The organism is Streptomyces sp. NPDC033966, from assembly GCF_055575955.1.
In genome coordinates, this window is record NZ_JBVIRQ010000002.1 from 323,142 (window position 1) to 349,392 (window position 26,251).

Genomic DNA, 26,251 nt, shown 5'->3' on the forward strand with positions numbered 1-26,251 from the left:
CTCCGCGCCGCAGGCTACGCTGCACGCTCGCGGGGGACGACCACAGAACGGGCAAAGGTGAACATGTTCGAGCCGGCGCAGGAGAATCCGTACCCCGACAGCCACGTCCTCGGGGAGGGGCCCGAGCCGCATCCGCTGCTGGCGCCGGTGCTCCCCCTGCTGGGGCGCTGGCACGGGCGGGGGCGGGGCGAGTACCCGACGCTGGAGCAGGACTTCCGGTACGAGCAGGAGATCACCTTCAGCCACGACGGCCGGCCCTTCCTGCGCTACGAGGCGCGCGCGTGGCTGGTCGACGGGGCCGGCGCCCCGGTGCGGCCGGCGGGGCGGGAGGCCGGGTGGTGGCGGGTGACGCCCGACGCGTCGCTGGAGGTGGTGCTCGCCCACCCGACCGGCATCGTCGAGACGTACACCGGGCGGGTGTCCGCCCCGGCCGCGGCCGGGCTGGAGATCGAGATCGAGACCAAGGACGTGTCGCTGACCCCCCTGGCCAAGGAGGTCACCGGCACCCGCCGCCACTACACCCTCGACGGGGACGCCCTGACGGTCGTGCACGACATGGCGGCCGTGGGGCAGCCGCTCCAGCACCACTTGACGACGCGTCTGCTCCGCCGCGCCTGACGGCGGGGGTGGCACCAGCACCACCCCGGACACGGGTGGTGGGGAGATCGTCCCGGGCCCCGGATTCGCGGAGGATCGTCACGACCGATCACCGCGACGGGGAAGAGACCACCCAGATGGACCTGTTGAAGAAGACCGCGCGCCGGGCCGCGGCCGCCGCCTGCGGGCTGCTCGCCGTGGCGGCGCTGCCCGCCGTCCCGGCGAACGCCGCGCCGGGGGCCGAGGCCCGCGCGATACCCGGCCGGTACGCGAACCAGCGCCTCGACTGGCGGCCCTGCGAAACGGGTCCGCTGGAGTGCGCCTCGATGGCGGTACCGCGCGACTGGTACCACCCGGGCCGGGGGCCGGACCTCACGGTGGCCGTGTCCCGGCACCGCGCCGCGGACCCCGCCGCCCGGCGCGGGGTCCTGATGATGGCCGCCGGCGGCCCGGGGGCCTCGGGGCTGGGGCGGCCGGCGGGCCTGGCCTCGTACGCGCCGAAGCTGGCGGCCGCGTACGACATCGTGAGCTTCGACCAGCGCGGTGTCGGGGCGAGCACGAACGTGGTCTGCTCCGGCCAGGAGAAGGTGGACGCCCTGTTCGCGCCCGGCGACCTGCGCGACCGCTCCGAGGAGGCCGTGCGCGGCACCGTGGAGCGCGCACGGGACTTCGTACGCGACTGCCGGCGCAACTCGGGCGGTCTGCTGCCCTACATCACCACCGACCAGGCCGTGCACGACATGGACCTGTACCGGTCGCTGCTCGGCGTCCGGCAGGTGTCGTACTACGGCCCGTCCTACGCCACCTACCTCGGCGCCGTCTACGCGACCCGCTTCCCGCGCCGGGTCGAGCGGGTGGTGCTCGACAGCAACATCGACTTCAGCGGCAGCTGGCAGGACTTCCTGACGGGGCAGCCGATGAGCTTCCAGCGCCGGTTCGAGCAGGACTTCCTGCCGTGGCTGGCCGCGAACGACGCGACCTACCACCGGGGCAGGACCCCGGCGGAGGCCAAGGCCTCGTACGAGCGGCTGCGCGCCTCTCTCCGCGAGCACCCGCTCGACCTGGAGGGGACCCGCGTCCTGCCCGACCAGCTGGACGCGGCGGCTACCGGCATCATCTACAGCGGCAACCGGTTCCCCGACCTGGCGGCGCTCCTCGGTGTCCTGGAGGACCCGGCGAGCGCCCCGGCCGCCACCCGGCGGGCCCTCGCCCAGAAGCTGAAGCACCCGATGGACGCCCGGTTCGCCGCCGACTTCTTCTCCGTGGTCTGCCAGGACACCCCCTGGAACCGCGACACCGAGTACTGGGTGCGCAGGAGCGAGGCGGACAGCCGCGACCACCCCATGGCGGGCGCGCGGGAGCTGGCCTTCACCTCGGTCTGCGCCGCCTGGCCGCGCTCCGGCGCGCCGCGCGTCGAGGTGACGGGCCGGGGGCTGCCGCCGGTCCTGATGCTCAACTCGGAGCGCGATCCGGCGACCTACCACGAGGGAGCCGTACGGGCCCACGAGCGGCTGGCGGGATCGCGCCTGATCACGGTGGGCGGCGGTGACCACGGCACCTACCAGTCGAGGAACGCCTGCGTGGACCGCTACGTCGAGGAGTTCCTGCTCGACGGCCGGATGCCGGACGCGGACGCCGCCTGCGCGGGGCGGCCGCTGCCCGATCCGGCCGCCCGCGGCGGGGCTCAGGCGGAGGAGCCGCTGTCGATGACGAGGTCGGTGCCGACGACCGAGCCGGCCGCGGGCGAGGCGAGGTAGAGCACGGCGGCGGCCACTTCCTCGGCCTCCGCGAGGCGGCCGAGGGGGTTCTCCTGCTTCATCCGCTCGGCCCGGCCGGCCTCGGTCTCGCCGGGCCGCAGCGACATGGGCCCGGCGGAGGCGCCGGGGCTGACCGCGTTGATGCGCACGCCCTCGTGGATGTGGTCGAGTGCGGCGGCGCGGGTGAGGGCGGAGACGGCCGCCTTGGAGGTGATGTAGGCGGCGGCGTTGGGGATCCGCATGTGCGCGCCCAGGTTGGAGGAGATGTTGACGATGGCGCCGCCGCCGTTCTGCCGCATGTGCGCGATCTCGTGCTTCATCGCCAGCCAGACACCGGTGACGTTGGTGCGCTGGACCGCGTCCCAGTCCTCTTCGCTGACCTCGCCGACGGGTCCGAGGCCGCGGAGTATGCCCGCGTTGTTGACGGCGACGTCCAGTCCGCCGAAGCGGGCCACGGTCTCGCGGACGAGGTCCGCCACCCCGCCCGGGTCGGTGACGTCGGCGGGGACGGCGGCGGCGGTGCCGCCGGCCGCTTCGACGAGGGTGACCGTCTCGTCCAGGGTGGCGGCGGTGCGGCCCGCGGCCACGACGGAGGCGCCCTCGGCGGCGAAGGCCAGGGCGATGGCCCGGCCGAGGCCGGAGCCCGCGCCGGTCACGAGGACGGTCTTGCCGGTGAAGCGGTTCATCTTCGGTGACTCCATTCGAGGGGCGACGGCCCCTTATTGGAACGAACGGTTCAGTATGAGGGCATGCGAAAGGGCGGGCACGGAGGAGCGGCGGGCCGACTCCGTCAGTCCAGCAGGGTCAGCGCCTGCTCCGCCGCGTCCCGGACCCGGGCGGGGTCGTCCGAGGCCTTGCCGACGACACGGACGCCCTGGAGCAGGACGAGCAGCATCCGGGCCAGCGCCCGCGGATCGCGGCCGGCGCCCAGCTCCCCCTGGCCCTGGGCCCGGACGAGCGCCGAGTGGAGCAGGGTCTCGAAGCGGTCCCAGCTCACCTCGACGCGGCGGGCGGCCGCGGGGTCGTGCGAGGCCAGCTCGGCCGCCGTGTTGGTGATGAAGCAGCCGGTGAGCCGCTCCCCGGGGGTCGCGGCCTCCGCCGCGAAGCGGCGCACGACGGCCCGTACGGCGGGCAGCGCGGGCCCCGGCACGGAGAGCTGGGCCAGCAGCAGCGGGTCGAACGTCTCGGCGTAGCGGTCCAGCGCCTTCAGATAGAGCTCGTGCTTGCTGCCGAAGGTCGCGTAGATGCTGGCCCGTCCGATGCCGAGGTGCTCGACGAGGTCGGCCACCGACGTCGCTTCGTAGCCGCGCCGCCAGAACAGCTCGAGGGCCGACTGGAGCGCGGCGTCCGGATCGAATTCCTTGGTCCTTGCCACATTGAAGATCATAAAGCTATCTGGAACGAACGGTCAACAATGCTTCGGGGGCCGGTTCGAGGCGCCCCCGGCGCGCCGCGCCGCTCCATCCGTGTTGTCCTCGAAGGGAAGGGCAGGGGAGGGTACGGAAGGTTTCGGAACGCACTCGGAGATCCGAGGAGGAACCATGGACAGGAACCTGCGGGCCCGGGACATCATGACCCAGGGCGTGCAGTGCATCCGCGCGAACCAGTCCCTGCAGGACGCGGCCCGCATGATGCGCGAGCTGAACGTCGGCTCCCTGCCGATCTGCGGGAACGACGGACGCCTCAAGGGGCTGATCACGGACCGCGACATCGTCGTCAAGTGCTGCGCCGACGGCAAGGACCTGGCGTCGATGCGGGCCGGGGACCTCGCCGGCAACCTGCACTGGATCGACGCCGACAGCGACGCCCACGAGGCGCTGGACACCATGGAGGTCCACCAGATCAAGCGGCTGCCCGTCATCGACGTGGAAGGCGGCCACCGCCTCGTCGGCATGATCACCGAGGCCAATCTGGCGAAGAACCTCTCCGACGCGGACATCGCGGAGTTCGCGGTACGGGTGTACGCCGCCAACTGAGCGGACGGACCTGAGGAATCCGCCGGCCGCCGACCGTGACCCCCGGGCCGCCGGCTCGTTGAAGGGGGCGGTCAGCGAAGTGCGCAGAGCGCCGACCGGGCACTTCCAGCCCGGTCGGCGCCTTGTGTCCTCGGGGCCCGGAACCGGTTCGGGGGCGTATCGGAGCAGCCGCTGTTCCGGTTCTCGTCCACCGTCGTCCGGGGACCCTGGAGAGAACCGAGTTGCGCACCCGCGGATTCCCGCTGACGCCCGTCACCGCCGCCCTGAGCTGTCTGCTCGTCACGGTGGCCGCGGCCGGCGGCGAACCGGCCGCCGCTCCCCCGCCGCGCGCCGTCACCCTGACCTCGGCCGGCGCGCCCGTCCTCACGGACGCCCGGACCCGATTCAGCATGCTGGCCGTCACGGCGCCCGCCGGCCGCCCCGGAGGGCCGGGCCCCGGCACGTACCGGGTCCGCGCCCGGCAGCGGGGCTCCGGCCACTGGTCGCCGTGGACGGTGGTGGAGGGCGGGGAGCCGTGGTGGGCCGGGCCGTCCGACGCCGTGGAGGTGCGCGCGGCGGGCGCCGGCGGACAGCTGCCGTCCGGGTTGCGCCTCGACCTGGTCGATCCGGGGCCGGACCCCGACCCCGCCGCCGCACCCGAGCCGGCGGTGTACGAGGTGGCGGGCGCCGGCGGCTCCCGGCCCCGGATCGTCCTCCGCGACCGCTGGGGCGCGGCCGAGGGCCCCGGGGAGCCCGCCGTGTACGGCAAGGACGTCAAGGCCGTGTTCGTCCACCACACCGCCCAGAGCAACGACTACGACTGCGCCGACTCCCCCGCCGTCGTACGCGGCCTGCAGACCCTCCACCAGCGGGTCAACGGCTGGAAGGACCTCGGCTACAACTACGTGGTCGACAAGTGCGGAACGGTCTTCGAGGGCCGGGCCGGCGGCTCCGGCCGGCCGGTCACCGGAGCGCACACCCTCGGCTTCAACACCGACACCCTCGGGGTCGCGGTGATCGGCCGGTACACCGACCTGGAGGCCCCGCCGGAAGCCACGGCGGCCGTCGCGCGGCTCGCCGCCTGGGCCCTCGGCCGGTACGGGCACGACCCCTCGGGCACCGTGGAGCTGACCGCCTCCGTCGACAACGGGCGCTTCAGGGCCGGGGAGCGGGTGACGGTGGAGCGGATCTCCGGCCACCGCGACGTCTTCGCCACCGAGTGCCCGGGAAGCGCCCTCCACCGGCAGCTGCCCGCCGTCCGGGCCCGGGCCTCGGACCCCTTCAGCGATCTGTTCGGCGGCCGCTGACCGCCCAGGCGCGGGCGGTCAGCGCGATCGAACCGTCGGCCCGGACGGGCAGGGCCCCGGCGAGCGCGTCGCGCAGCCGTACGCGTTCCGCGGGGCCCAGGGAGGCGACGTAGCCCGGGGCGGGGCCCTGTCCGGCCAGGAAGGGCTCCCACAGGTCCGCGAAGCCGGCGAACACGGTCGGCACCTCGACCGGGACGACCTCCACCGCGTCCAGCCCCGCCGCCGCCCACAGCGTCCGCAGCGGCTCCGGCCGGCACAGGGGGAAGCGGCGGCGCTCGTCCAGGGCGGCCGCCGACGGGTCGAGGGCCACGGCCGCGTCCCAGAAGTGTCCCAGGAACCCCATGCCCTCGGCGTAGTCCCAGACGTACGCGGTGACGAGCCCGCCGGGCCGCACCGCCCGGGCCGCCTCCGCGACCGCCGCGCCGGGGGCGGGCAGGAAGTTCAGCGCGAGGGCGCTGACCGCGGCGTCGAACGCCCCGGCGCGCACCGGCAGCGCCTGCGCGTCGGCCACCGCGAAGACCGGCCCCGGGAGCCCGGCCTTGGCGGCAGCGGCGCGGGCGGCGGCCACGAAGGCGGCGGACCGGTCCACGCCCAGCACCAGCCCCGGCCGGCAGCGGGCCGCCACCGCCCCGGCCAGTGCGCCCGTGCCGCACCCGGCGTCGATCCAGCGGGCGCCGGGCGCGACCCGGAGCGAGGCCGTGAAGACCTCGGCCACCAGCCGGCTCCACCGGCCCATGTACCGCTCGTAGCCGTCTGCCGCGGCCCAGGTGTCGAAGCGCTCGTCCACTAGACGGGATGGCCGTCGGGCCCCGTGTGGCCGGCCTGGCTGGAGAACCTGTTGAGGAAGGCGTCGTACCGGCCGTCGGGCCGGCGGGTGAGGGTGGCGCCGTCCTGCCAGGTGCCGTTGTCGTCCCACCACTGGCTGCCGTACGGATCGCCCTGGTTCTGGTGGATGTTGTGCATGCCGAGCCCGTGGTCGAAGGGCTCCCCGAAGATCATGACCTCCCGGCCGGGCAGCAGGATGGGCTCCAGCGCCCGGGCGGCGTCGAGGTTGGAGCCGGAGATCCAGGGGCGGGGCGGGTTCAGCCGGTCCATCAGGGCCTGGAGCCAGGCGGGCGGGCGGACGGGGAAGGAGCAGCCGGGGCGGTGCTGGAGGGCGGGGTGCCGCTGGTAGTCGAGGGCGCCGGAGCCGGAGCTCATCGAGAGCTCGTGGTAGCCGGGGTCCAGGGAGGGCACCGGGTCGAGCACGGAGGCGGCCAGGGTGAGCACCTTCCACTGGACGCCGGTGGTGGACAGTTTGCTGTCCACGTCGACCGCGCACCGGTACCGGCCGGCGGGCGCGTCCACCTCCAGGTTGACGTGGAACCAGTGCCCCTGCGTGTCGGGGGTGTCGCGGAAGTGGCGGTGCAGCGTTCCCGACAGCACCCCGTAGGAGTCGAGCGGCATACGGCCAGTCAACCACCGCCCCGGCGAGCGGTCCGCGCGCCGCGCGGACCCGGTGCTCAGTTCGCGCAGCTCGTGTCGCGGCCGGGGCGCTCGCCGGTGGTGAGGAAGCGGGTGACGGTGCGGTCGCCGCAGGCGTTGCCGTTGCCGAGGTAGACGCCGTGGCCGCCCTGCTCGACGGTGACGAGCACGGCCCGGTCCCCGAGGGCCTCGCGCATCTTGAGGCTCTTGGAGTGGGGGGTGGAGGGGTCGCGACGGCTCTGGATCATCAGGATGCCGGAGGGCCCGTGGTTGGTGATCTTGGTGGGCTTGTCCTCGGGGGCGTCCTTCCAGAAGGAGCACGGGAGCACGTTGACCGGCATGCCGGCGGTCAGCGGGTGCCGGGCCCGGTCCTCGTCGACGGCGCGCTGCCGGCCGGCCTGGGAACCGCCGGGCCAGGCCACGTCGTTGCACAGGACCGCGACGAGCTGGGCGGCGTCCTCGTCTCGCAGGGGGCGGGCGAGCTCCGGGGGCAGGGCGGGGGTGTGGGCCGGGTCGCGCAGGGCGGCGACGAGCCGGGCGAAGGCGGGGAAGGCGGAGTCGCTGTAGAGGGTGTTCTGCAGGGCCTGGCGCAGGCCGTTGCCGGTCAGGGGCACGCCGGGGGTGGTGGACGGGCGGGGCGTGCGGTCCAGGGAGGCGAAGAGCGAGAGCAGGAGGGGTTCGACGTCCTCGGGGCGCTGCGCGAGCCGCAGGCCGTCCTTGTCGCGGTCGGGGTGGGCGGCCCAGGCGGCGAAGTCGGGGAAGCGGTCGTCGGAACCCTGGGCCATGTTGGCCAGCCAGCCCCGGGCGACCCGCTTGGGGTCGGGGTCGCCGCTGCTGTCGAGGACCCAGCGGTCGGTGCGCCCGGGGAAGGTCTGCGCGTACACGGCACCCACGTAGGTGCCGTACGAGACTCCCCAGGCGGAGAGCTTGCGCTCGCCCAGCGCGGTACGGAGGCGGTCCATGTCGCGGACCTGGTTGGCGGTGGTGAAGCTGCGCAGCACGGGCCCGCCGTTGCGGGCGCAGGCCTCGGCGGTGCGGCGGGAGCGGGCGAGGTTCTCGGTGATGTCCCCGTCGGGGGCGGGCCAGGAGCGCAGGGCGGTGAGGAAGCGGTCCTCGGGGGCGAGGCCGCAGCTCGCGGTGGTGGATCCGCCGACGCCGCGGGGGTCGAAGGCGACGAGGTCGTACGCCCCGGCGAGCTGCTGCTGGAGGGCCGCGCCCTTCTGCGTCAGGCGCTGGACGCCGGAGCCGCCCGGGCCTCCGGGGATCACGACGAGGGTGCCGCGCCGGGCCTGGGGGCGGTCGCTGCGGATCCGGGAGACGGCCACCTTGATCTGCGGGCCGTGGGGGTCGTCGTAGTCGAGGGGGACGGGAAGGTCGGCGCACTCCTGGGTGGCGGGACCGCCCGGCTTGGCGCAGGGGTGCCAGCTGAGGGCGGGCACCTCGGCGCGGGGGGCTCCGGCCGCCTGGGCGGGGAGGGGGGCGGCGGTGATCGCGGTGGCGGCGGCCGCGGCGGAGAGGGCGAGGAGGAGGGCCTTGTTCCCGGAGTTCGTCATGGGGCAAGCCTCGTCCAGCCGGCGCCTGCGGCCCATCCGGCAGACCGGCCGCCGGGGGTGGGGGTAACCCCCCTACAGGAAGCGCCCGTTGACCCGGTGGGCGGTGCAGCAGGAATCGCGGTGCAGCTGGCGCAGTACGGGCCGCCAGGCCCGCTCCGGGGCCGGGGTGACGGGGTCGGGGTAGGCCGCTTCCAGGTCGGCGCGTGCGTACGGGGTGCCGGCGCGCAGGACGGCCCGTACGCGGACCAGGTCGGCGAAGTCGGTGAAGGGGTCGCCGTCGACGAGGGTGAGGTCGGCGAGCTTGCCCGGTTCGGCGGTGCCGAGGTGGGTGGCGGCGCCGTAGACGCGGGCGGGGGTGCGGGTGGCGGTGGTGAGGGCCTCGGCGGGCGAGAGGCCGTACCGGTGGAGGGCGCGCAGGGCGAGGTGAAGGTGGAGGCCGACGGGGGTGAGCGGGGCGTCGGTGCCGAGGGCGAGACGGCCGCCGCCGGCGAGGACGGCGCGGTAGACGGCGACCTCCCGTTCGAGGGCGGTGAACTGCTCGGGGGTCGGCGGCTGGGCGGCGGCGGTCCGGAGGGCGGCGACGTCCCAGGGCGGCATCATGGCGGTGACCCGGCGGTCGGCGGCGAGCGAGGGGTCGGCGCCGATCAGGGGCAGGGCGGTGAAGGGGGTGGCGACGAGGTCGAAGCCGCCGCGGGTGTAGACCTCCAGGGTGTCCTGGTGGGTGTGGCCGGCGGGGGTGGCGCCGTGGCCGTACTCGGCGCGTTCGGTGGCGACCAGGTGGGTGGTCAGGTCCTGGCCGGACTGGATGCCGGGGGCGCACAGGTGGGAGCCGGAGCGGACGCCGAGCCGGTCGTGGGCGAAGCGGGCGGCTTCCTCCATGAAGGCGTAGGGGGCGCGGACGTAGGTCTTGACGAAGTCCCAGTCCAGGGCCTCGGCGCGGGCCAGGGAGCGGGCGAGTCCGGCATGGGTGCGGTGGGCGCGGCCCATGCTGTAGGCGACCCGGGACCCGTCGAGGAGTTCGCCGCCCGCCAGCAGCCGGGGGGCGGCGAGGCGGCCGGCCCGGATGTCCTCGCGCAGACGGGCCTGTTCGTAGGCGGAGCCGCCGAGGGAGACGGCGGTGGTGATGCCGTACGCCAGGTGCAGGGCGCCCTGGCGGGCTCCGTAGGTGTAGGGGTACGGGTGGACGTGCGCGTCCCACAGCCCCGGCAGGACGGTGCCCCGGGAGCCGTCGACGGTGCGGGCGGCCCGGCGGCGGGGGCGGTGCGGTTCGACCGCGGTGATGCGGCCGCCGCTGATGAGCACGTCGACGTCGGCGCGGGGCGGGGTGCCGGTGGCGTCCCACAGGAGTCCGGCGTGTACGACGGTGTCGACGGGTTCGGGGCGGCGGTACGACAGGGAGACGGGGACGGTGCGGGGTGCCCCGTCCGGGGTGCCGTCGGGGCGGAGGGGGAGCAGGCGCAGCCGGGCGTTGGACTGGTAGAGCAGGGTGCGGGAGTCGGCGGACCAGGAGGGGTGGTCGGCGGGCTCGTCGGTGAGGCGGCGGGCGGGGCCGGCGGGGGTGCCGTCGGGGGTGACGGGCAGCAGCCACAGGGCGGATTCGGCGACGCAGGCCAGGTGGTGGCCGTCGGGAGACCAGACGGGGCCGGAGGCGTAGCGGTCGGAGAGGGAGGTGTGCGGGGCGAGGGCGTGGAGGCGGGCGGCGCCGGTGGCGGTGTCGACGATCCGGATGAGGTTGTAGCCCTCGCGGAAGCGGCGGCTGAGCCGGTTGCGGTCGCAGAGGGCGAGGTGGCGGCCGTCGGGGGACCAGCTGGGCGGGCTGGGCAGGCCCCCGCCGCCGAGGGCCGCGACGAGCGGGGTGTCGGTGGCGGAGGCGAGGTCGCGGACGATCAGCCGCCCGGCGAGGTCGAGGGCGGCGAGCCGGGTGCCGTCCGGGGAGAGGGAGCCGTAGACGCGGCCGGGCGGGGAGAGCGCGCTGTCGCGGCCGTCGGCGAGTTCCCGGCGGCGTACGGTGTTCAGCCCGTCGCGGTCGTCGGTGTAGAGCAGGGCGCGCCCGTCGGGGGTCCACACCGGGCCCTGGACGTAGGCGGTGGCGGGGGCCTGGAGGATCCGGCGCGGGGCTCCGCCGGTGACGGGTGCGGTCCAGAGGGCGCCGAGCGCGGCGAAGGCGACGCTGCGGGCGTCGGGCGAGAGGGCGGGCAGGTGGATGCCGCGTACGGGGCGGGGCCGTTCGGCCTCCAGGTCGTACTCCTTGACCCGGTAGCGGGGGCGGGGCACTTCGAGGGTGGCGTCGAGGGGGATGTCCCGGGCGGGGCCGTCGCGGTGCGGGCGGATCACCCGGAAGCGGCCGTCGAGGGTGATCAGCAGGCGGTCGTCGCCGATCCAGCGCGGGGGCGCGGGGGCGAGGTCGCCGTCGAGGGGGACGGGGCGGCCGTCGGCGTACAGGGTGAGCTTCTCGGCCTTGCGGGGTCCGGGGGCGGCGGACAGCCAGGCGGTGCGGCCGGCCGGGGAGAGGGCGGGGGCCAGCAGGCTGCCGCCGGTGACGGTGTGTTCGGTCCGTACGGGGCCGCCGCCGTCGGCGGCGACGGAGGCGAGGGTGCGGGCGGGGAGGCTGCCCTCGACCGTGGGGGTGGCGCCGGCCGGGGTGGCGCGCAGGAACAGGACGCGCTTGCCGTCGGGCGCGTAGACCGGGTCGAGGTCCTCCCAGGCGCCCTCCTGGCCGGGTCCCTCCTGTCCCGGCACCCCGGTGAGGCGGCGCAGTCCGCCGTCGGCGAGGGAGACGGTCCAGATCCGGTACGGGCTCCCGGCCACCGGGTCGCCGCCGCGTTCGGAGCAGAAGGCGAGGGTGCGTCCGTCGGGGGACCAGGCGGGGGCGCGGTGGTCGAAGGGGCCGTCGGTGAGGCGGCGCAGGCCGGTGCCGTCGGCGCGCATCACCCAGATGTGGAAGGTGCCGCCCCGGTAGGCGCTCATGGCGACGCGGCGCCCGTCCGGGGAGAACACGGGACGGCCGGGTTCCAGGCCGGGCGGGGTGAGCGCGGTGGCGGGCGAGCCGTCCGGGGGCAGCGACCAGAGGACGTTCTGCACCTCGGCGATGAAGCGCCGTCCGTCGGCGGTGGCGGTGGCCGCGCCGTTGGTGGCGCGGGTGAAGCGCAGCACGGCCCGGCCGTCCGTCCGCGGGGCGGCCGGGCGGGCGGCCGCCGGCGGGCCCTCGATCCCGGTCAGTGCCGCCAGCGCCCCGGCCGAAGCCGCCCGCAGTACCGTCCTGCGCTCCATCCGCATCCCGCCGACCCGCCCTCGTGTGTGGTTGACCGCCCGACTGCCCGTCGGGCGGTCAAACGATCACGGCCCCGGTTCGGCAACGGGGACGGCTCCGCCCCGGCGGCCGGACACGGCCGCCGGGGCGGGGGGAAGGCGTGCGGGGCGTCAGGAGATGCGCATGTTCGCCATCATGCCCATGGCGCCGTGGTCGAACAGGTGGCAGTGGTAGACGTAGGTGCCGCGGTAGCCGTCGAAGGTGGCCTGGAGCTTGACGGTCTCGCCCGGCTTGAGCGGCACGGTGTCCTTCAGGCCGGTCTCGGGGCCGGAGGTGACGGGCCGGCCGTTGCGTTCCAGCACCCGGAACTGCACCAGGTGCATGTGGAAGTTGTGCGGCGCGAGCTTGTTGCTGTTCGTCACGGTCCAGATCTCGGTGGCACCGTAGGCGATCTCGGTGTCGATCCGGTCCATGTCGTACGTCTTGCCGTTGATGTACGCGCCGCTGCCGCCGGGCTCCTCGTCCATCCGCATGTCGAACTCGCGGTTGACGCTGGCCGGGCCGAGCGCGGGCAGGGTGCGCAGCTGGTCCGGGACGGCGCTGTAGTCGGCCGCGGTGCGGGTGACCCGGAACTGGATGACCTTGCTGACCGCGTCCGCGGGCTCGAACGGGGGGAAGTTCTTGTTGCGCAGCTCGATGACGGTGCCGACGGGGTACCGGGAGAAGTCGATGACGACGTCGGCGCGCTCGCCGGGGCTGATCGCGACCACGTTGGTGCGGTGCGGGGCGGGGAGCAGGCCGCCGTCGGTGCCGATCTGGACGAGCTCGGAGTCGTCGGCGAGGTGGAGGTCGAAGAAGCGCTGGTTGGAGGTGTTGGTGAGGCGGAAGCGGTACTTGCGGGCCGCGACCTCGAAGTACGGCCAGGCCTTTCCGTTGGCGATGATGACGTTGCGCTTCATGAAGTCACCCATCTCGTAGATGAGTTCGCCGCTCTCCAGGAAGCGGGCGTCGCGCAGCGCGATCGGGACGTCGTACTGGCCGGAGGGCAGGCGCAGGCGGCGCTCGATGTCGTCGGTGAGGATGTAGGTGCCCGTCATCCCGCGGAAGACGTTCTCCGACTCCATGTGGTGGGCGTGGTCGTGGAACCACAGGTTCGCGTGGGGCTGGGTGTTGGGGTACGTGTACGTCTTGGTGCCGCCGCCGGCCGGGATCAGGTCCATCGGGGCGCCGTCGCTGTCCTGCGGGACGTGGGCGCCGTGGAGGTGGATCGAGGTGGGGACGGCGAGCGAGTTGGTCTGCTTGATCACCACGCGCCGGCCCGACTCGGCCTTGATGACGGGTCCGGGGAAGGAACCGTTGAAGGTGCGCAGCGGGGTCTTGAGGCCCGGCACGATCTCCTTGGTGGCTTCCTTCAGGGTCATGCGGTAGTAGCTGGTGGTGCCCGTGTTCAGGTAGGGCTGCAGGACCGGGGGCAGCGGCATCTTCTGCGTGAACTTGGTTATGCCGGAGGGGTCGAGCTCGGCGGCTCCGGCCGTGGCGCCGGCCTGGCCGGCCGAGGCGGCGTTCACGACGGGCAGCAGCATTCCGCCGGTGCCGACGATGCTGGTGGCGGCGACGCCTGCCCGTAGTGCGGTCCGTCGACTGATCACATTTCCCCCGTGGGTGTGGCCCGGCGCCTCGTGTGTGCCGGTCGGATCGGGTTCGCGCACGGGTGCGTGCGCGTGGCTGGACAGGGAGAGCGTGTTCGAATGCGGTGGTGTGTCACTTGTGCGGCTGTGGAGCACTGGTGAGGCGGCGTCGGGGGCCGGGCCGTTACCCCGCCCGGTGACGGGGCGTTGGACCGTCCGGGCGGTGCTTCGGGGTGTCCGGCGCGGCAGCGGCGATCGCGTCCCCCGGTGGCAGCACGGCCGGGGATATTGGATGAACGGCGCGCCGCGTACGCGCACGCGCTCTGCCGGGCTTCTTGACGCTTCATCACAGTGGAGGCAATGCGTGATGCGCACACGGTCCGTCCTGCTGGCCACCGCCCTGCTGGCGACGCTGTTGCAGACGGCGGACGGGGCGGTCGCCGCGAGCGGGCCCCTCGCGCCCGACGGGCGGTCCGCCTTCGACGGTCAGGCGGGGCACGACGTGGCCCTGTACGGGATCAAGGGCGCGGGAAGCGCCGGACGGGCGGGGGCCCAGGAGTTCAGCACCGACGAAGACCGGCTCTCGCGGGTCTCGCTGTTCATCGGCAGCGCGGCGGCGACGGGGAAGCTGCGCGTGCAGGTGCGTACCGCCCGGGACGACGCCGGCTCCGCGATCGCCTCGGCCACCGTGGACCTGGCCGCCCTGGGCGGGCCCGGCACGGGCTGGGTGGAGGTGCCGCTGACGGCGGCGCTGCGGCCCGGGGCCCGCTACTACCTGTTCGCCCAGGCCACCACCGCCGAGGCCGGGGCGGTGACCTGGCACGGCACGCGGGCGGCGGCCGCCGGCTCCCCGGCGGGCACGCAGTACGACCAGGAGCGGGGCGGCTGGCAGGCGGGCTCGGGCCGGCTGGCGTTCTACGTGAACCCGGCCGGGTCCGAGCGGTGCGGGGAGACCGAGGCCTGCTACGTCCCGGCCTCGATGAAGCCGGCCCGGACGGCGGGCCTGCTCTCCAACGGGCGGGCGGTGGAGGCCGTGGACCCGGCCTTCGCCGTCGGGGCCCGCTACGTCGAGGGCAGCAACGTCCTGGTGCTGCCCTCGGGCCGCTGGCGCTACCTGCCGGAGGGCGCGGAGAAGTCCCGGGTGGTCGGGGCGGGGGACGCGGGCGCGCTGGCCCAGATCGCCGAGTCGCGGCGCTGGCTGGCCCGGGGCCTGGTGCCGGGGGCGGCGGGGGTCCGGCGCGAGGGCGCGGAGCGGGCGCTGCTGTCGATGCGGGCGCTGCTGCGGCCGAACGGGGCGCTGGCGGCGGCCTGGTACCCGTTCTGGGACTTCTCCTGGCCGCGTGACTCGGCCTTCGTGGCGGCGGCGTTCGCGCACACGGGGCACGACGAGGAGGCGTACCGGATCCTGTTGTACAACGCGCGGACGCAGCGGCCGGACGGTACCTGGGAGGCCCGGACCAAGCTGGACGGCTCGGGGCCGCCGGACAGCCGGCCGTGGCAGCTGGACGCGAACGGCTGGGTGCCCTGGGCCACCTGGCAGTGGTACCGGACGGCACCGGCGGCGGACCGGGCGGAGCGGCTGCGCGTGCTGTACCCGGCGATCCTGAAGGCGGCCGACTTCGCGGCGGCGTCCCTGGACGCGGAGGGGCTGCCGCCGGCCTCCCCCGACTACTGGGAACTGCCCACGGACACCGCCAACATCGGCACGGCGGCGCCGCTGCTGTCCGGGCTGCGGGCCGCCGCCGACCTGGCCGCCGGGCTCGGCCGGCAGCAGGAGGCCGCGCGCTGGACGGAGGCGGCGGGGCGGCTGGAGCGTGGCATCGCCAAGCGGTTCGCGCCGCTCGGCTACCAGCGCACGGTGGACGGGCTGCACGGCCACGACAGCGCGGCGGCGTTCATGGCGCCGCCGTTCAACGAGGCCCCGGCCGGTCTGCCCGGTGCGCTCGACACCACCTACCGGGAGCTGCTGCGGCCCAACGGCGGTCTGGTGCCGGGCAGTGACCCGGACACGCGGTGGGGGAACATCACCTGGACGGCGAGCACTTCCTTCTTCGCGCTCGCCTGGTCGGCGATGGGCGAGCGGGGGAAGGGCGGCGCGGTGCTCGACTGGGTGCTCGCCCGGCGCAACCTGCTCGGCGAGCTCCCCGAGACGGTGGACGCCCAGGGCCTCCCGAAGGCCGTCGTGCCGCTCGGCTGGACGGACGCGCTGGTCCTGCTGACCCTCGTACAGCTGGGGGACGCTCCCCTGCCGACGCCGCCCGCGCCCCGTACCTGATCCGGCGCTTGGGCGCGCACGGCAAGGCGCCGGGCCCGGGACGTGCGTCCCGGGCCCGGCTGGAGGAGCTGTCCTCCGGTCACTTCGTGGTGTAGTACAGCCACCACTTGTGGTCCTTCTCGATCTTGCAGTGGTAGCTCTTGTAGTGGCCCGCCTTGCCGGCCGCCTCGCAGGACGACTTGCTCGGGTAGGGGCCCTTCTTGCCCTTGGCCTTGTGCTCCAGCACCGACACCACGTCGGACTGCTGCTGGGGGGCGGCCAGGGCGGCCGGACCGGCCATGATCAGACCGGCGGTGACCAGGGCCACCGGAGCGAGCTTCACGATCTTCGCGTACATGATGGTTCCTCTTTCTCGGGATCTCCGGGCCCGTTCGGGCTTCGGACCATCAACGTACGGAGCCCCCTGTCCCGGGCACATGGTCCCCAGGTCCCGTGCCGGTCCCGGCCGTACGCGGGAGCACCGCCCTGACCACGGTCCCGGTCCCGGTGCTGACCAGGTCGAAGGTGCCGCCCAGCTCCTCGGCGCGCTCGGCCATCGAGCGCAGCCCCACCCCGGCGCCGGCGGGCACGCCCGCGGGGACGCCGGAGCCGTCGTCGGTGACCTCCAACGTCACCGCCTCGGGGGTGAGCACCACCGCCGCGTGGGCGTGGCCGGCCCGCGCGTGGCGGACGACGTTGTTCAGGGCCTCCGCCGCGATCCGGTACAGGGCCACCTCCAGGGCGGCCGGCAGTCCCGGGAACGGCTCGGGCGCCAGGCTGACGGTGATGCGCAGGGTGCGGCCCAGGTGCTCGGCGAGCTGGCGCAGGGCGCGGGGCAGGTCGGCGCCGTCCAGGGCGGCGGGGGCCAGCCCGCCGGTGATGTGGCGCAGTTCGTCGATGGCCTGCCCGATGCCCTCGGACACGCCGGCCAGCGATTCCGTGGCCCGGGTGCCGGGCGGTATGGCCGCGCGCGCCGCGTCGACCTGGAGGCGCAGCCCGGACAGGGCGGGGCCGAGGCCGTCGTGGAGGTCGTGGCGCAGCCGGCGCCGCTCCTCCTCGCGGGCCAGGACGATCTGTTCGCGGCTCGTCTGGAGTTCCTCGTAGAGCTGGAGGGAGGCGATGGCGGGCGCGCTGTGGTCGGCCAGGATCCGTACGGCTTCGCGGTCCTGCTGGTCGAGGGCGAGTTCGCCCGCGCGCGGCGGGACGTAGAGGTGGCCGATGGCGTTGTCCCGGTGGACCAGGGGGAAGGCCTCGTCGCCGCTGGCGGGGCTGCCCAGCCGGGCCAGTTCGCGGTCCCCGTGCCGGGTGCGGATCACCAGGCGGGCGGCGGGCAGCCGGAGGGTGTGCACGACCGTGTCGCACAGCAGGCGGGGCATGTCCCCCGGGTCGAGGGCGTGGCTGAGCCGGTCGGCGAGGGCGCGCACCGCCTGGTAGGGCTGGGCGCGTTCGCCGTAGTAGTAGCGGTCGACCAGCCGGGCGGCCCAGCGCGCGGTGGGCCGCAGCAGGACGCCCACCAGCAGGGTGAGGCAGGCCATCAGCCCGGACTCGGGGGTCAGGGAGCCCGGCGCGAAGTAGTCGAGGACGAAGGCGCCGCCCGCGTAGGCCATGAACAGGCCGAAGGTGAGGACGAAGGCCGTCAGGATGCGCCGCCCCGCCCGGTCCAGGGCCCAGGTGCGCTCCCGGATGTGCACGTAGCCCACGGTCGCCGGCCAGGACGCGGCGGCGAGGTAGACGATGACGACCTCGAAGCCCATCGGCGGGTCGCCGTACTGGTTCACGGCGATCACCGCGATCCACAGCAGGTAGGGCACCGCCAGGATCGCGTAGGGGCGGTCGGACTTCGCGGTGCGCGGCCAGCGGACGGCCATCAGGAGGATGCCGACGCCCGCGATGAAGGGCGGGACCCAGCGCGAGGCGGTGTCCATCCACGGCGTCAGCAGGCGTTCCAGGCCGGCCCATCCGGGGCCGGCGATGGGGGTCTCGACGCCGTAGTGGACGAAGCCGGGGCGGGTGAAGACGTAGTACTGCTGGGCGGCGCTGAAGAGGGCGGTGAAGGCCACGTACGGCGCGCCCCACCGGGGGAAGCGGCCGGTGGGCAGCCACAGCGGCATGGGGTAGATGATGACGTTGATCAGGGTGAAGGCGAGCATCACCAGGATGAACACGGCGGTGAGCACGCGCGGGCCCGCTCCGTGCACCACGGCGGTCTGCGGCACCACCTGGGCGAGGGTGAGCGCGCAGCCGGAGCAGAGCATGAGCCCGCCGAGGACCCGGGCGGTCCGGCGGGCGGCGAAGACCATGCCGGTGAGGGCGATGCCGAGGCCGACGAGGACGTGGTCGGCGGCGAGGTGGAGGCGTACGGTGCGCAGCGCGGGGTGGCCGATGTGGGTGAGGGTGACGATGCCCCAGGTGATGGCGGCGAGCATGGTGAGGACGCAGACGGCGTAGGCGGGCAGCATCTCCGGCCCCGAGCGGGGCGTGCTCGCGGTGGTCCGGTTCGCTGTGCGCATGTCGGCCTCCCCGGCCGCTCGGTGCGTTGGTTTCCAGCCTGGTGCGCCCCCGGTCCCGGGCGCATGGGGCGGGTGTCCCGGTTTCCGGGCGGCCCGGTGTGCGTGCGGCCCGGTTCCCGTGCGGCCCGGTCTCCTGGCTGCGGGGCTCAGCCGTCGGCGCCCAGGCCCGCGTCCCGGGCCCGGGCGACGGCCTCGGCCCGGGAGGTGACCTGGAGCTTCTCGAAGACGTGGGTGATGTGGTTGCGGACCGTCTTCTCGGACAGGACCAGCTCCCGGGCGATGCGCCGGTTGTCGTGGCCCCGCGCGATCAGTTCGAGCACCTCCACCTCGCGGGAGGTGAGGGAGGGGAAGAGCTGTCCGGCGTCGCGCCGGCGGCCGCCGGCCAGGAGCTCCGAGAGCCGGGCGGCGATCTCGGAGCCGATGACGGCGCCGCCCGCCGCGACCGTGCGCAGGGCGTGCAGCACCTCCTCGGAACCCGCGCCCTTGACCACGTAGCCGCGGGCGCCCGCCTGGAGGGCGGCGAGCAGGCTGCCGTCGTCGTCGGACATGGTGAGCATCAGGACCGGCAGGCCGGGGTGGGTGTCGGCGAGGCGGCGCGTGGCCTCGATCCCGGAGACGTCGGGCAGGGACAGGTCCATCACGACCACGTCCGGCCGGTGCCGGTCCACCGCGTCCGGGACCTCGCCGCCGGTCTCGGCCTCGGCGACGACGACCGCGCCCCGGGTGCTCTCCAGGGCGGCCCGCAGGCCCTCGCGGAACAGGGGGTGGTCGTCGACGATCAAGACCCGGGGGATGGTTCGGTCTTCTGCGTCCACGTGTCGACACTAGCAGTCACCGAGCGTTGCTCTGAGTGACCGGGCCGTGGGGTGGGACCGGACGGGAGGGACCGGGAAGGGGTCTGGGCCTCATGCCGCTGGGGTGCGGGCGGCCGGATCGTGAGCGGCATGTCCGCACACCTCTCCTCCGTCCGCATCGACCGGTCCCTGCTCTGCGGCCCGGCGCACGTCCCCGTGCAGATCCGCTGCGGGGACGGCCCGGCGGACGAACTCCCCGACGTCCTGCGGGGCCTCGCCCCCCGCCGGATCGCCCTGGTCACCGACCCCGGGCTGCCGCGCGAGCACGCGGCGGGCGTCCTGCGCCTGCTGGGCGCGGCCGCGCCCACCGGGGTGCTGTGGCCCGACGGCGACGGCCCCCTCGCGGTCCCGGACGGCGCCCTCGCCGTCGCGCTCGGCGGCAGCCGGGTGATCGAGGCGGCCGACCGGGCCCGGTACGCCGACGGCACCCGGCCCGCCCTGGTCCGCCTGCCCACCACGCTGCGGGCCATGACGGACACGGCCCTGTCGGTGGCGGGACCCGGCGGCCGCGTCGCGGCGCCGGCCCTGGTCCGGATGGACCTGGCGTTCCTCGCGACCGTGCCGCCGCACCGGCTGCGCGCCGGGCTGGGCCCGCTGCTGCGCACCGTGCTGGCCGTCGTGCCGGCGTCGGCCGGGCGGGTGGCCTCCCGGCTGCGGCCCGGCGGCGGGCACGACCCGCAGACGCTCGCCTCGTTCGTCTCGCTCTGCCTGGAGGCCAGGGCCGCGCTCTGCTCCCACGACCCGCTCGGGCAGGGACCCGCCGCCGCCCTGCGCTACGGCGAGCCCGTCGCCCGGGCGGTGCGGAGCCTCGCCGGGCCGGGCCTCCCGTACGGGGACGCGCTCGCCCTGGGCCTGCGCGCCGCCGCCGCGGTCTCCCGGCGCGTCGGCCTGCTGGGCCCGGCGGACGAGGCGGCCCACGAGGACCTGCTGACCCGCGCCGGCGCCGTCCGGACCCTGCCCGCGGGGATCCGGCCCCGCGAGCTCGCGTCGGCCGTGACCGGGGGCCGGGACGAGGCCCGCATGGTGCTGCTGCGCGGGCTGGGGGATCCGTACGCCCACCACGGCTCCCTGCTCGCCCCGGTCGCGGCCGGCGTCCTGGAAGCCGCTCTCGCCGAACTCGTGCCCGCCGCGCGGCGGATCCCGGTACCGGACCGGGACCGCGCCAGGGTCTCCGTCCCGGGCGGCCGGGACGGCGCACTCCCCGCCACGGGCGGGGCCGTCTCAAGGAAGTGATCACCATGTACCCGTTCCTCGGCCACCTCGGCGCCGGCCTGCCGGCGCACCGGCTGCGCACCGCCGCCGCGCAGCTCCGCACCGGCCCTTCCCGCGGGATGTCCCTGAGCCGCGGCGAGGGGTGGGCGCTGGTCTCCGGCCGGGTCTGCGAGCGGGGCGGGATCGCCGCGGTCCTGGACGGCGGGATCGAGGGCCGGCTCGCCCTGGCCACCCGGCTGGAGGTGCGCGGCCTCCCGGTCGCCGACCGGAACGAGGCGGCGCTGGCGCACTCCGCCTTCGCGCTGGACGGCGCGGAGTTCGCTGCGCACCTCAGGGGCGCGTACGCGGCGGCCGTGGTCGACGCGCGCGCCGAACCGGTGCTGGTCCTGGCCGCCTCCGGCGCCGGCGGCACCCCGCTCTACTACCACTGGGAGCCGGGCGGGGGCCGGTTGTGCTTCGCCTCCGCCCTGCCGGCCCTGCTCGCGCTGCTGCCGGACCGGCCGGGGCCGTGGGTGCGGACGCTGCCGCCCGGTACCACCGCCGTCTGCTCCCGGCGCGCCGTCCGGCGCCCGGCGCCCCGCGCGGACGCCGTCACGCTCCCGGCGGCGGGCCGACGGCGATCCGTACCGGCGGCCGGGACGCTGCCGGCGGAAGCCGCAGCGGTCCCCGCCCCGGGGTGAGGGAGCCGAGCACCCGTGGCCCCCGGGCGCCGGTGCACCCGGGGACGTTGCCGGGCAGTCCGTGCAGGGTGAGGAAGCCGAGGACCGCGAAGGCGTACGCCTCCTTCGCGGCGGCGGGCAGTCCCAGCACCGCCGAGTCCAGCAGGGCGGTGCGCGGGGGCAGTTCCTCGCGGAGCATGGCCATGAGCGCCGGGTTGCGGGTGCCGCCGCCGGAGGCGACGACCTCGGTGACGCGCAGCGGGCGCAGGGCGTCGGCGACGGTCCGGGCGGTGAGCCGGGCGAGGGTGGCGAGGAGGTCCTGCGGCGGGAGGGGGGCGCAGCCGTCGAGGGCGGCGCGCAGGTGGCCGTGGTGGAAGAGCTCCTTGCCGGTGGTCTTGGGCGCGGGCAGCCGGTAGTAGGGCTCGGCGAGCAGGCGCAGCAGGAGCGGTTCGTGGACCCGGCCGGCGGCGGCGAGGGTGCCGTCCTCGTCGTATCCGAGCCGGCCGCCGGTGAGTTCGCGTACGGCGGCGTCCATCAGGGCGTTGCCGGGACCGGTGTCGAAGGCCACGGGCGGGCCGGCCTGGGGCAGGGCGGTGAGGTTGGCGATGCCGCCGATGTTGAGGGCGGCGGGCGTGCCGGGGCGGCCGCGCAGCAGCATCAGGTCGACGAGGGCGACGAGCGGGGCGCCCTGGCCGCCGGCCGCGATGTCGCGGGGGCGGAAGTCCGAGACGACGGGGCGGCCGGTGGCTTCGGCGATCCAGGCGGGGCGGCCGAGCTGGAGGGTGCCGTGGACCTGTCCGGCGTCGTTCCAGTGGTAGACGGTCTGGCCGTGCGAGGCGATCAGGCCGGCGCGGCCGGCGCACAGTTCGCGGTCGGCCCGGACGGCCAGGGCGGCGAAGGCCTGGCCGATGCGGGTGTCGAGGAGGCAGACGTCGGCGAGGGTGGTGGGCGAGGGCGGCAGGGCCGCCGCGAGGGCGTCGCGCAGGCCGTCCTCGAAGGGGGCGCTGACCAGTCCGAGCGGGACCAGCCGCAGGGTCTCGCCGCCGTCCTCCCGGGTGAGCCGGGCGGCGGCCGCGTCGACGGCGTCGTACGAGGTGCCCGACATCAGGCCGATCACCCTCATTCCAGTGGCCTCCTGTGGTCGTCGCCGCGCAGCCCGGCCAGGGCGAGCGCGCTGAGGGCGCAGGTGCCGGCGGCGTAGTAGGCGGGGACGTCGTGGTCGCCGGTGGCGGCGGTCAGGGCGGTGATGACGAGTCCCGCGCAGCCGGAGAACACGGCGCCGGTGAGGGCGTACGCCAGTCCGAGCCCGGTGCACCGCACCCGGGCGGGGAACATCTCGGCGAGCATGGCGGGCCCCGGGCCGGCGAGCAGCCCGACGGTGGCGCCCGCGCCGAGGACCGCGGCGGCCTTGGCGGGGGCGGTGGCCGCGGGGTCCTGGAGGAGGTGGAGCAGCGGGAGCGCGAGGAGGGTCACGCCGAGGGCGCCGGCGAGCATGACGGGCCGGCGGCCGACCCGGTCGCTGAGGATCCCGGCGGGCAGGATCGCGGCGGCGAAGCCGAGGTTGGCGAGGGCCGTCGCGGTCAGGGCCTGCCGGAAGGAGGCGCCGAGCGTGGCCTGGAGGTAGGAGGGCAGCACCACGAGGAAGGTGTACCCGGCCGCGGACCACCCCATGAGCCGCGCGACCCCGAGGAGGACGGCCCGGGCGGTGCCGGTCCCTCCGGGGGCTGCGGGGGCGGGGCCGGTGCCGCTTCCGGCGGGGCCGGTGACCGCGGTGGCGGTGCGGGCCGTGCCCGTACGGGCGGGCTGCGCGGCCCCCGGCGCGGACGGTACGGCTCCCGGCAGTACGGGCCCGGACACCGGCGCGGACGGCACGGCACCCGGCAGTACGGGCCCGGACACCGGCGCGGACGGCACGGCACCCCGCCGCACGGGCCCGGGCGACGGCGTGGGCGCCGGCTCCGGCACCGGCGGCGCGGCTCCAAGGGGCGGCCGGCCGGTCGCGTGCTGCGGCTCCGGACGGGGTGGTTCGCCGGGCAGGCCCGCGCGCAGCCGGTACGCGGCCATCCCGAGCGGCAGGGCCAGCAGGAAGGGGATACGCCAGCCCCAGGCGTGCAGGGCCGCCGGGGAGAGCAGCCCGGCCAGGAGCGCGGCGACGGCCGCGCCGGCGAGCAGGCCCAGCGCGACGGTGAAGGACTGCCAGGCGCCGTGGCGGCCCCGCCGGCCCGGCGGCGCCGATTCCGTCATCAGGGCCACGGCCCCGCCGAACTCGCCGCCCAGGCACAGCCCTTGCAGTACGCGGAGCAGGGTGAGCAGCCAGGGGGCGGCGGGTCCGATGGCGGCCCGGGTCGGGAGGAGGCCGATCAGGGTGGTGGCGAGGGTCATCAGAGCGATGACGAGGACCAGGGCGCGGCGGCGGCCGACGCGGTCGCCGATGCGGCCGAAGAGGAGGGCTCCGGCGGGCCGGAAGAAGAAGGACACCGCGAAGGAGGCGTAGGTGGCGACCAGCGGGCCGGCGCCGCCCTGCCCGGCCCCCGGCGAGGGGGTGAAGAACCGGTCGGCGATGACCGTGGCGAAGGCGCCGTAGACGCCGAACTCGTACCACTCGGTGAAGTTCCCGGCGGAGCCCGCGAGCAGCACCCTGCGCGGTCCGGTGGCGGACCGCGCCGGGCGGCGCAGCGCGAGGGGGGACACCGCTCAGGTCGTCGGGTCGAGGCGGGAGGGGGCGTCCGGCGTCCGGTGCGCGGCGGCGGCCGGGGTCAGGGCGCTGCCCGAGAGCCAGCTGCGCCAGTCCATGTTCCAGTCGCCGATGCCGTTGCCGAAGGGGTCCATCCGCTCGCCGCCGCTGTTGACCACCTCGACGATGTCGCCCTCGCGGACGGTCTCGTAGAACCAGGCGGCGTCCTCGGTGGACATGCCGGTGCAGCCGTGGCTGACGTTCTCCTCGCCCTGCGACTCGACGGACCAGGGCGCGGCGTGGACGTACTCCCCGCTCCAGGTGACCCGTGTCGCGTAGAAGACGGGGAGGTCGTAGAACTCCTTGGTGCCCTTCTTGATGCCGACGCTGTCGCCGCGCATGCGGACCTTGTACTCCTTGCCGAGGACGACCTTGACGCCGCTGCGGGTGCGGAAGCCGGCCTTTCCGGTGGTGACGGGGATGGTCCTGATGACGCGTCCGTTGCGGCGTACGGTCATCTCGTGGGTGGCGGAGTCGGTGACGGCCTCGATGCGGTCCGCGACGGTGAACTCCAGGGGTTCGGAGGGGCCGCCGTAGCCGTGCTCGCCGAGTTCGACCCCGTCGAGCCCGCTGCGGACGCGGACGACGGTGTGGGCGGGCCAGTAGGTGCGGGGCCGGAAGTGCAGGGTCGAGCTGTCGACCCAGTGCCAGGCTCCCTCCACCCGGGGCCGGGAGGTGACCTGGAGGGCCTGTTCGACGCGGGCGCGGGCGTCGGGGTCGTCGGCGGGGACGGGGTGGCTGAGTTCGGCGGTGACGACCTCGCCCGCGCCGTACGTGCCCGGGCGGGGTCCGAACTCGGCGGTGAGCCTGCTGCCGTCGGCGGGCGCGTCGGGCGGTGCGGTACGGAAGACCATGCTGACGCCGACGGGGGCGCCGCGGCCGTCCTGGGCGCCGACGCGGACGGTGTAGCCCTCCCCCGCGCGCAGGGGTTCGGTGTTGCGCCAGTGCCCGCCGCCCGGGCCGAGTGCGCCGGCGAGGTGGCGGCCGTGCCCGTCGGTGACGGTGACGTCGGTGAGGCGGCCGGCCTCCGCCCGGGCGAGGCTGATCTCCAGCGGGGAGCCCGAGTCCGTGGGGAGTGCGCCGGCGTCGCCGAGGGCCGGGTCCCACAGGACGGCGTCGCCCCGGGCCGTGGCGAGCACCCGCTGCTCCCGCCACGTTCCGCAGCGGTCGCCGCGGAAGGCTCCGGCGGCGCACCACACGGCGGAGTCGGCGCGGATCCCGCCGTCCACGGCGCGGCCGACCAGCAGGGTGACCGCCGCCTCCGGGGCGGCGCCGGGGGCCGCTGCTTCGGCGGTGCGGCCGGGTGCGCCGGCGAGGGCCAGCGCGGCGGCCCCCGTCACCGCGGCGACCGCGCCGCTCCACGCCTTCGTCCGTGACTTCGCCACGCAGCCCTCCACCTTTGTCCTACGGCCGGATGGCAGCATCAAAGAGGACGGGACGCCGAAACGATGATCATAAATCGGCACTGCGCCCGAACGGGCGCCCCAAGTGAACCCGGACGGAGTACCGGGCGCGACCTGCGGAGTGCGGCGGTCCGGTCCCGTAGGCTCGGCGGATGGCGAAGTACTTCGACGTTCACCCCGAGAATCCCCAGCGGCGCACCCTCACCGGCGTGGCGGACTCCATCCGCTCCGGCGCGCTCGTCGCGTACCCGACGGACTCCTGTTTCGCGCTGGGCTGCCAGCTGGGCAACCGCGACGGCATCGCGCGGATCCGGTCGATCCGCAACCTCGACGACAAGCACCACTTCACCCTCGTGTGCCAGAACTTCGCCCAGCTGGGGCAGTTCGTGTACGTGGACAACGACGTGTTCCGGGCCGTCAAGGCGGCGACCCCGGGCGCCTACACCTTCATCCTGAAGGCGACCTCGGAGGTGCCGCGCCAGCTGCTGCACCCGAAGAAGAAGACGGTCGGGGTCCGGATCCCGGACCACCTCGTCACCCAGGCCCTGCTCGCCGAGCTGGGCGAGCCGCTGGTGTCCAGCACCCTGCTGCTGCCGGACGAGGACGAGCCGCTGACCCAGGGCTGGGAGATCAAGGAGCGGCTCGACCACGTGGTGGACGCCGTCGTCGACTCCGGGGACTGCGGCACCCGGCCGACCACCGTCATCGACTTCTCCGGCGGCGGGGCGGAGATCCTGCGCCGCGGCGCGGGCGACACCGCGCGCTTCGAGTAGTCGTCCTCTCCCCAGGGCGGATTCCGGTTCTGGAGCAGATATCCGGAATCCGCCATTCCACCACCCGATCCGGCCATACGGGAACCGGCCGGGAATGCGCCCTCCATTCGTACTCGAGCGAGCCATCCATCGGGACTCGTTTAGCTGTGAACAGAATGGGCGGACCGGCGGTAACTCCACGGATTGCCTGCGTGACGGAGAGGAGAAGAAGGCCGGGTACGTCGGAATTGATCGGTATCCCAACTCGACTTTCACAAGATCCGTTCTGTAGGGTTCCAGTTATTCACCGCCCAACGGGGAGCGGCGAGCAGCCGCGGGCACTGATCCGGACTTTTCCGGAG

21 protein-coding genes are annotated in these 26,251 nt (G+C 75.3%); 8 read left to right on the forward strand and 13 right to left on the reverse strand.

Annotated features, from left to right (window positions below; genetic code table 11):
• Window positions 1-63 precede the first annotated feature (63 nt).
• Window positions 64-618: a heme-binding beta-barrel domain-containing protein gene (locus ACZ518_RS06990; RefSeq protein WP_469111966.1), complete on the forward strand. Its 555-nt coding sequence runs from the start codon at window positions 64-66 to the stop codon at window positions 616-618.
• Window positions 619-734: 116 nt separating this feature from the next.
• A complete protein-coding gene (locus ACZ518_RS06995) occupies window positions 735-2,354 on the forward strand; it encodes an alpha/beta hydrolase (protein ID WP_469111967.1) in 1,620 nt (539 codons plus the stop codon).
• Here the strand turns inward: ACZ518_RS06995 and ACZ518_RS07000 are convergent.
• Entirely contained in the window at window positions 2,282-3,040 is a 759-nt protein-coding gene (locus ACZ518_RS07000) for an SDR family NAD(P)-dependent oxidoreductase (RefSeq protein ID WP_469111968.1), read from the reverse strand. The genes ACZ518_RS06995 and ACZ518_RS07000 overlap by 73 nt on opposite strands.
• A 104-nt stretch (window positions 3,041-3,144) precedes the next feature.
• Window positions 3,145-3,729, reverse strand: a complete 585-nt coding sequence (locus ACZ518_RS07005; RefSeq protein ID WP_469111969.1) for a TetR/AcrR family transcriptional regulator — start codon at window positions 3,727-3,729, stop codon at window positions 3,145-3,147.
• Between the two features lie 166 nt (window positions 3,730-3,895).
• Here ACZ518_RS07005 and ACZ518_RS07010 point away from each other — a divergent pair, with 166 nt between their 5' ends.
• Together ACZ518_RS07010 and ACZ518_RS07015 are read left to right on the forward strand one after the other, a co-directional pair.
• Window positions 3,896-4,330, forward strand: coding sequence for a CBS domain-containing protein (locus ACZ518_RS07010; RefSeq protein WP_469111970.1), 435 nt, complete (start codon window positions 3,896-3,898; stop codon window positions 4,328-4,330).
• A 221-nt stretch (window positions 4,331-4,551) separates the two neighbouring features.
• Window positions 4,552-5,616: an N-acetylmuramoyl-L-alanine amidase gene (locus ACZ518_RS07015; protein ID WP_469111971.1), complete on the forward strand. Its 1,065-nt coding sequence runs from the start codon at window positions 4,552-4,554 to the stop codon at window positions 5,614-5,616.
• On the opposite strand, the gene ACZ518_RS07020 is transcribed toward ACZ518_RS07015, so the two are convergent.
• From ACZ518_RS07020 to ACZ518_RS07040, 5 genes are all read right to left on the reverse strand, one after another.
• Window positions 5,591-6,403 carry a class I SAM-dependent methyltransferase gene (locus tag ACZ518_RS07020; RefSeq protein ID WP_469111972.1) on the reverse strand — a complete coding sequence of 271 codons (813 nt, stop codon included), beginning with the start codon at window positions 6,401-6,403 and terminating at the stop codon, window positions 5,591-5,593. The two genes, ACZ518_RS07015 and ACZ518_RS07020, sit on opposite strands and share 26 nt — an antisense overlap.
• On the reverse strand, window positions 6,403-7,062 hold the full coding sequence (locus tag ACZ518_RS07025; RefSeq protein ID WP_469111973.1) for a DUF2278 family protein: 660 nt from the start codon (window positions 7,060-7,062) through the stop codon (window positions 6,403-6,405). Before ACZ518_RS07025 ends, ACZ518_RS07020 begins: the two co-directional genes overlap by 1 nt.
• Window positions 7,063-7,118: 56 nt before the next feature.
• Complete coding sequence (locus ACZ518_RS07030; protein ID WP_469111974.1) at window positions 7,119-8,633, reverse strand: alpha/beta hydrolase; 1,515 nt, start codon at window positions 8,631-8,633, stop codon at window positions 7,119-7,121.
• Window positions 8,634-8,705: 72 nt separating this feature from the next.
• On the reverse strand, window positions 8,706-11,903 hold the full coding sequence (locus tag ACZ518_RS07035; protein WP_469111975.1) for an amidohydrolase family protein: 3,198 nt from the start codon (window positions 11,901-11,903) through the stop codon (window positions 8,706-8,708).
• Between the two features lie 150 nt (window positions 11,904-12,053).
• A complete protein-coding gene (locus ACZ518_RS07040; RefSeq protein ID WP_469111976.1) occupies window positions 12,054-13,532 on the reverse strand; it encodes a multicopper oxidase family protein in 1,479 nt (492 codons plus the stop codon).
• Between the two features lie 343 nt (window positions 13,533-13,875).
• On the opposite strand from ACZ518_RS07040, the gene ACZ518_RS07045 reads away from it, so the two are divergent.
• A complete protein-coding gene (locus tag ACZ518_RS07045; protein WP_469111977.1) occupies window positions 13,876-15,786 on the forward strand; it encodes a hypothetical protein in 1,911 nt (636 codons plus the stop codon).
• Between the two features lie 79 nt (window positions 15,787-15,865).
• On the opposite strand, the gene ACZ518_RS07050 is transcribed toward ACZ518_RS07045, so the two are convergent.
• The 3 genes from ACZ518_RS07050 to ACZ518_RS07060 form a co-directional block, all read right to left on the reverse strand.
• On the reverse strand, window positions 15,866-16,123 hold the full coding sequence (locus ACZ518_RS07050) for a hypothetical protein (RefSeq protein ID WP_469111978.1): 258 nt from the start codon (window positions 16,121-16,123) through the stop codon (window positions 15,866-15,868).
• Between the two features lie 49 nt (window positions 16,124-16,172).
• Window positions 16,173-18,275 (reverse strand): sensor histidine kinase, encoded by a 2,103-nt coding sequence (locus tag ACZ518_RS07055; RefSeq protein WP_469111979.1) that lies wholly within the window; start codon window positions 18,273-18,275, stop codon window positions 16,173-16,175.
• A gap of 146 nt (window positions 18,276-18,421) precedes the next feature.
• Complete coding sequence (locus tag ACZ518_RS07060; RefSeq protein ID WP_469111980.1) at window positions 18,422-19,090, reverse strand: response regulator; 669 nt, start codon at window positions 19,088-19,090, stop codon at window positions 18,422-18,424.
• 129 nt (window positions 19,091-19,219) lie between these two features.
• On the opposite strand from ACZ518_RS07060, the gene ACZ518_RS07065 reads away from it, so the two are divergent.
• Together ACZ518_RS07065 and ACZ518_RS07070 are read left to right on the forward strand one after the other, a co-directional pair.
• Window positions 19,220-20,362 (forward strand): 3-dehydroquinate synthase family protein, encoded by a 1,143-nt coding sequence (locus ACZ518_RS07065; protein WP_469111981.1) that lies wholly within the window; start codon window positions 19,220-19,222, stop codon window positions 20,360-20,362.
• Between the two features lie 5 nt (window positions 20,363-20,367).
• On the forward strand, window positions 20,368-21,021 hold the full coding sequence (locus ACZ518_RS07070) for a hypothetical protein (RefSeq protein ID WP_469112338.1): 654 nt from the start codon (window positions 20,368-20,370) through the stop codon (window positions 21,019-21,021).
• Here ACZ518_RS07070 and ACZ518_RS07075 read toward each other — a convergent pair.
• From ACZ518_RS07075 to ACZ518_RS07085, 3 genes are read right to left on the reverse strand one after another with little or no spacing between them, the layout of a single operon-like run.
• Window positions 20,933-22,123, reverse strand: coding sequence for an anhydro-N-acetylmuramic acid kinase (locus tag ACZ518_RS07075; protein ID WP_469111982.1), 1,191 nt, complete (start codon window positions 22,121-22,123; stop codon window positions 20,933-20,935). The two genes, ACZ518_RS07070 and ACZ518_RS07075, sit on opposite strands and share 89 nt — an antisense overlap.
• Window positions 22,120-23,691, reverse strand: a complete 1,572-nt coding sequence (locus ACZ518_RS07080; protein WP_469111983.1) for an MFS transporter — start codon at window positions 23,689-23,691, stop codon at window positions 22,120-22,122. Before ACZ518_RS07080 ends, ACZ518_RS07075 begins: the two co-directional genes overlap by 4 nt.
• Window positions 23,692-23,694: 3 nt before the next feature.
• Complete coding sequence (locus tag ACZ518_RS07085) at window positions 23,695-25,119, reverse strand: L,D-transpeptidase (protein WP_469111984.1); 1,425 nt, start codon at window positions 25,117-25,119, stop codon at window positions 23,695-23,697.
• A gap of 170 nt (window positions 25,120-25,289) precedes the next feature.
• Between ACZ518_RS07085 and ACZ518_RS07090 the strand changes: the two genes are divergently transcribed.
• Window positions 25,290-25,910, forward strand: a complete 621-nt coding sequence (locus ACZ518_RS07090; RefSeq protein WP_469111985.1) for an L-threonylcarbamoyladenylate synthase — start codon at window positions 25,290-25,292, stop codon at window positions 25,908-25,910.
• Window positions 25,911-26,251 lie beyond the last annotated feature (341 nt).

Bases quoted from the DNA above. Each gene is read 5' to 3' on its own strand.
- ACZ518_RS06990 (WP_469111966.1), top strand. From the start codon at position 64: ATGTTCGAGCCGGCGCAGGAGAATCCGTACCCCGACAGCCACGTCCTC.
- ACZ518_RS06995 (WP_469111967.1), top strand. From the start codon at position 735: ATGGACCTGTTGAAGAAGACCGCGCGCCGGGCCGCGGCCGCCGCCTGC.
- ACZ518_RS07000 (WP_469111968.1), bottom strand. From the start codon at position 3,040: ATGAACCGCTTCACCGGCAAGACCGTCCTCGTGACCGGCGCGGGCTCC.
- ACZ518_RS07010 (WP_469111970.1), top strand. From the start codon at position 3,896: ATGGACAGGAACCTGCGGGCCCGGGACATCATGACCCAGGGCGTGCAG.
- ACZ518_RS07025 (WP_469111973.1), bottom strand. From the start codon at position 7,062: ATGCCGCTCGACTCCTACGGGGTGCTGTCGGGAACGCTGCACCGCCAC.
- ACZ518_RS07030 (WP_469111974.1), bottom strand. From the start codon at position 8,633: ATGACGAACTCCGGGAACAAGGCCCTCCTCCTCGCCCTCTCCGCCGCG.
- ACZ518_RS07035 (WP_469111975.1), bottom strand. From the start codon at position 11,903: ATGGAGCGCAGGACGGTACTGCGGGCGGCTTCGGCCGGGGCGCTGGCG.
- ACZ518_RS07050 (WP_469111978.1), bottom strand. From the start codon at position 16,123: ATGTACGCGAAGATCGTGAAGCTCGCTCCGGTGGCCCTGGTCACCGCC.
- ACZ518_RS07055 (WP_469111979.1), bottom strand. From the start codon at position 18,275: ATGCGCACAGCGAACCGGACCACCGCGAGCACGCCCCGCTCGGGGCCG.
- ACZ518_RS07065 (WP_469111981.1), top strand. From the start codon at position 19,220: ATGTCCGCACACCTCTCCTCCGTCCGCATCGACCGGTCCCTGCTCTGC.
- ACZ518_RS07070 (WP_469112338.1), top strand. From the start codon at position 20,368: ATGTACCCGTTCCTCGGCCACCTCGGCGCCGGCCTGCCGGCGCACCGG.
- ACZ518_RS07075 (WP_469111982.1), bottom strand. From the start codon at position 22,123: ATGAGGGTGATCGGCCTGATGTCGGGCACCTCGTACGACGCCGTCGAC.
- ACZ518_RS07090 (WP_469111985.1), top strand. From the start codon at position 25,290: ATGGCGAAGTACTTCGACGTTCACCCCGAGAATCCCCAGCGGCGCACC.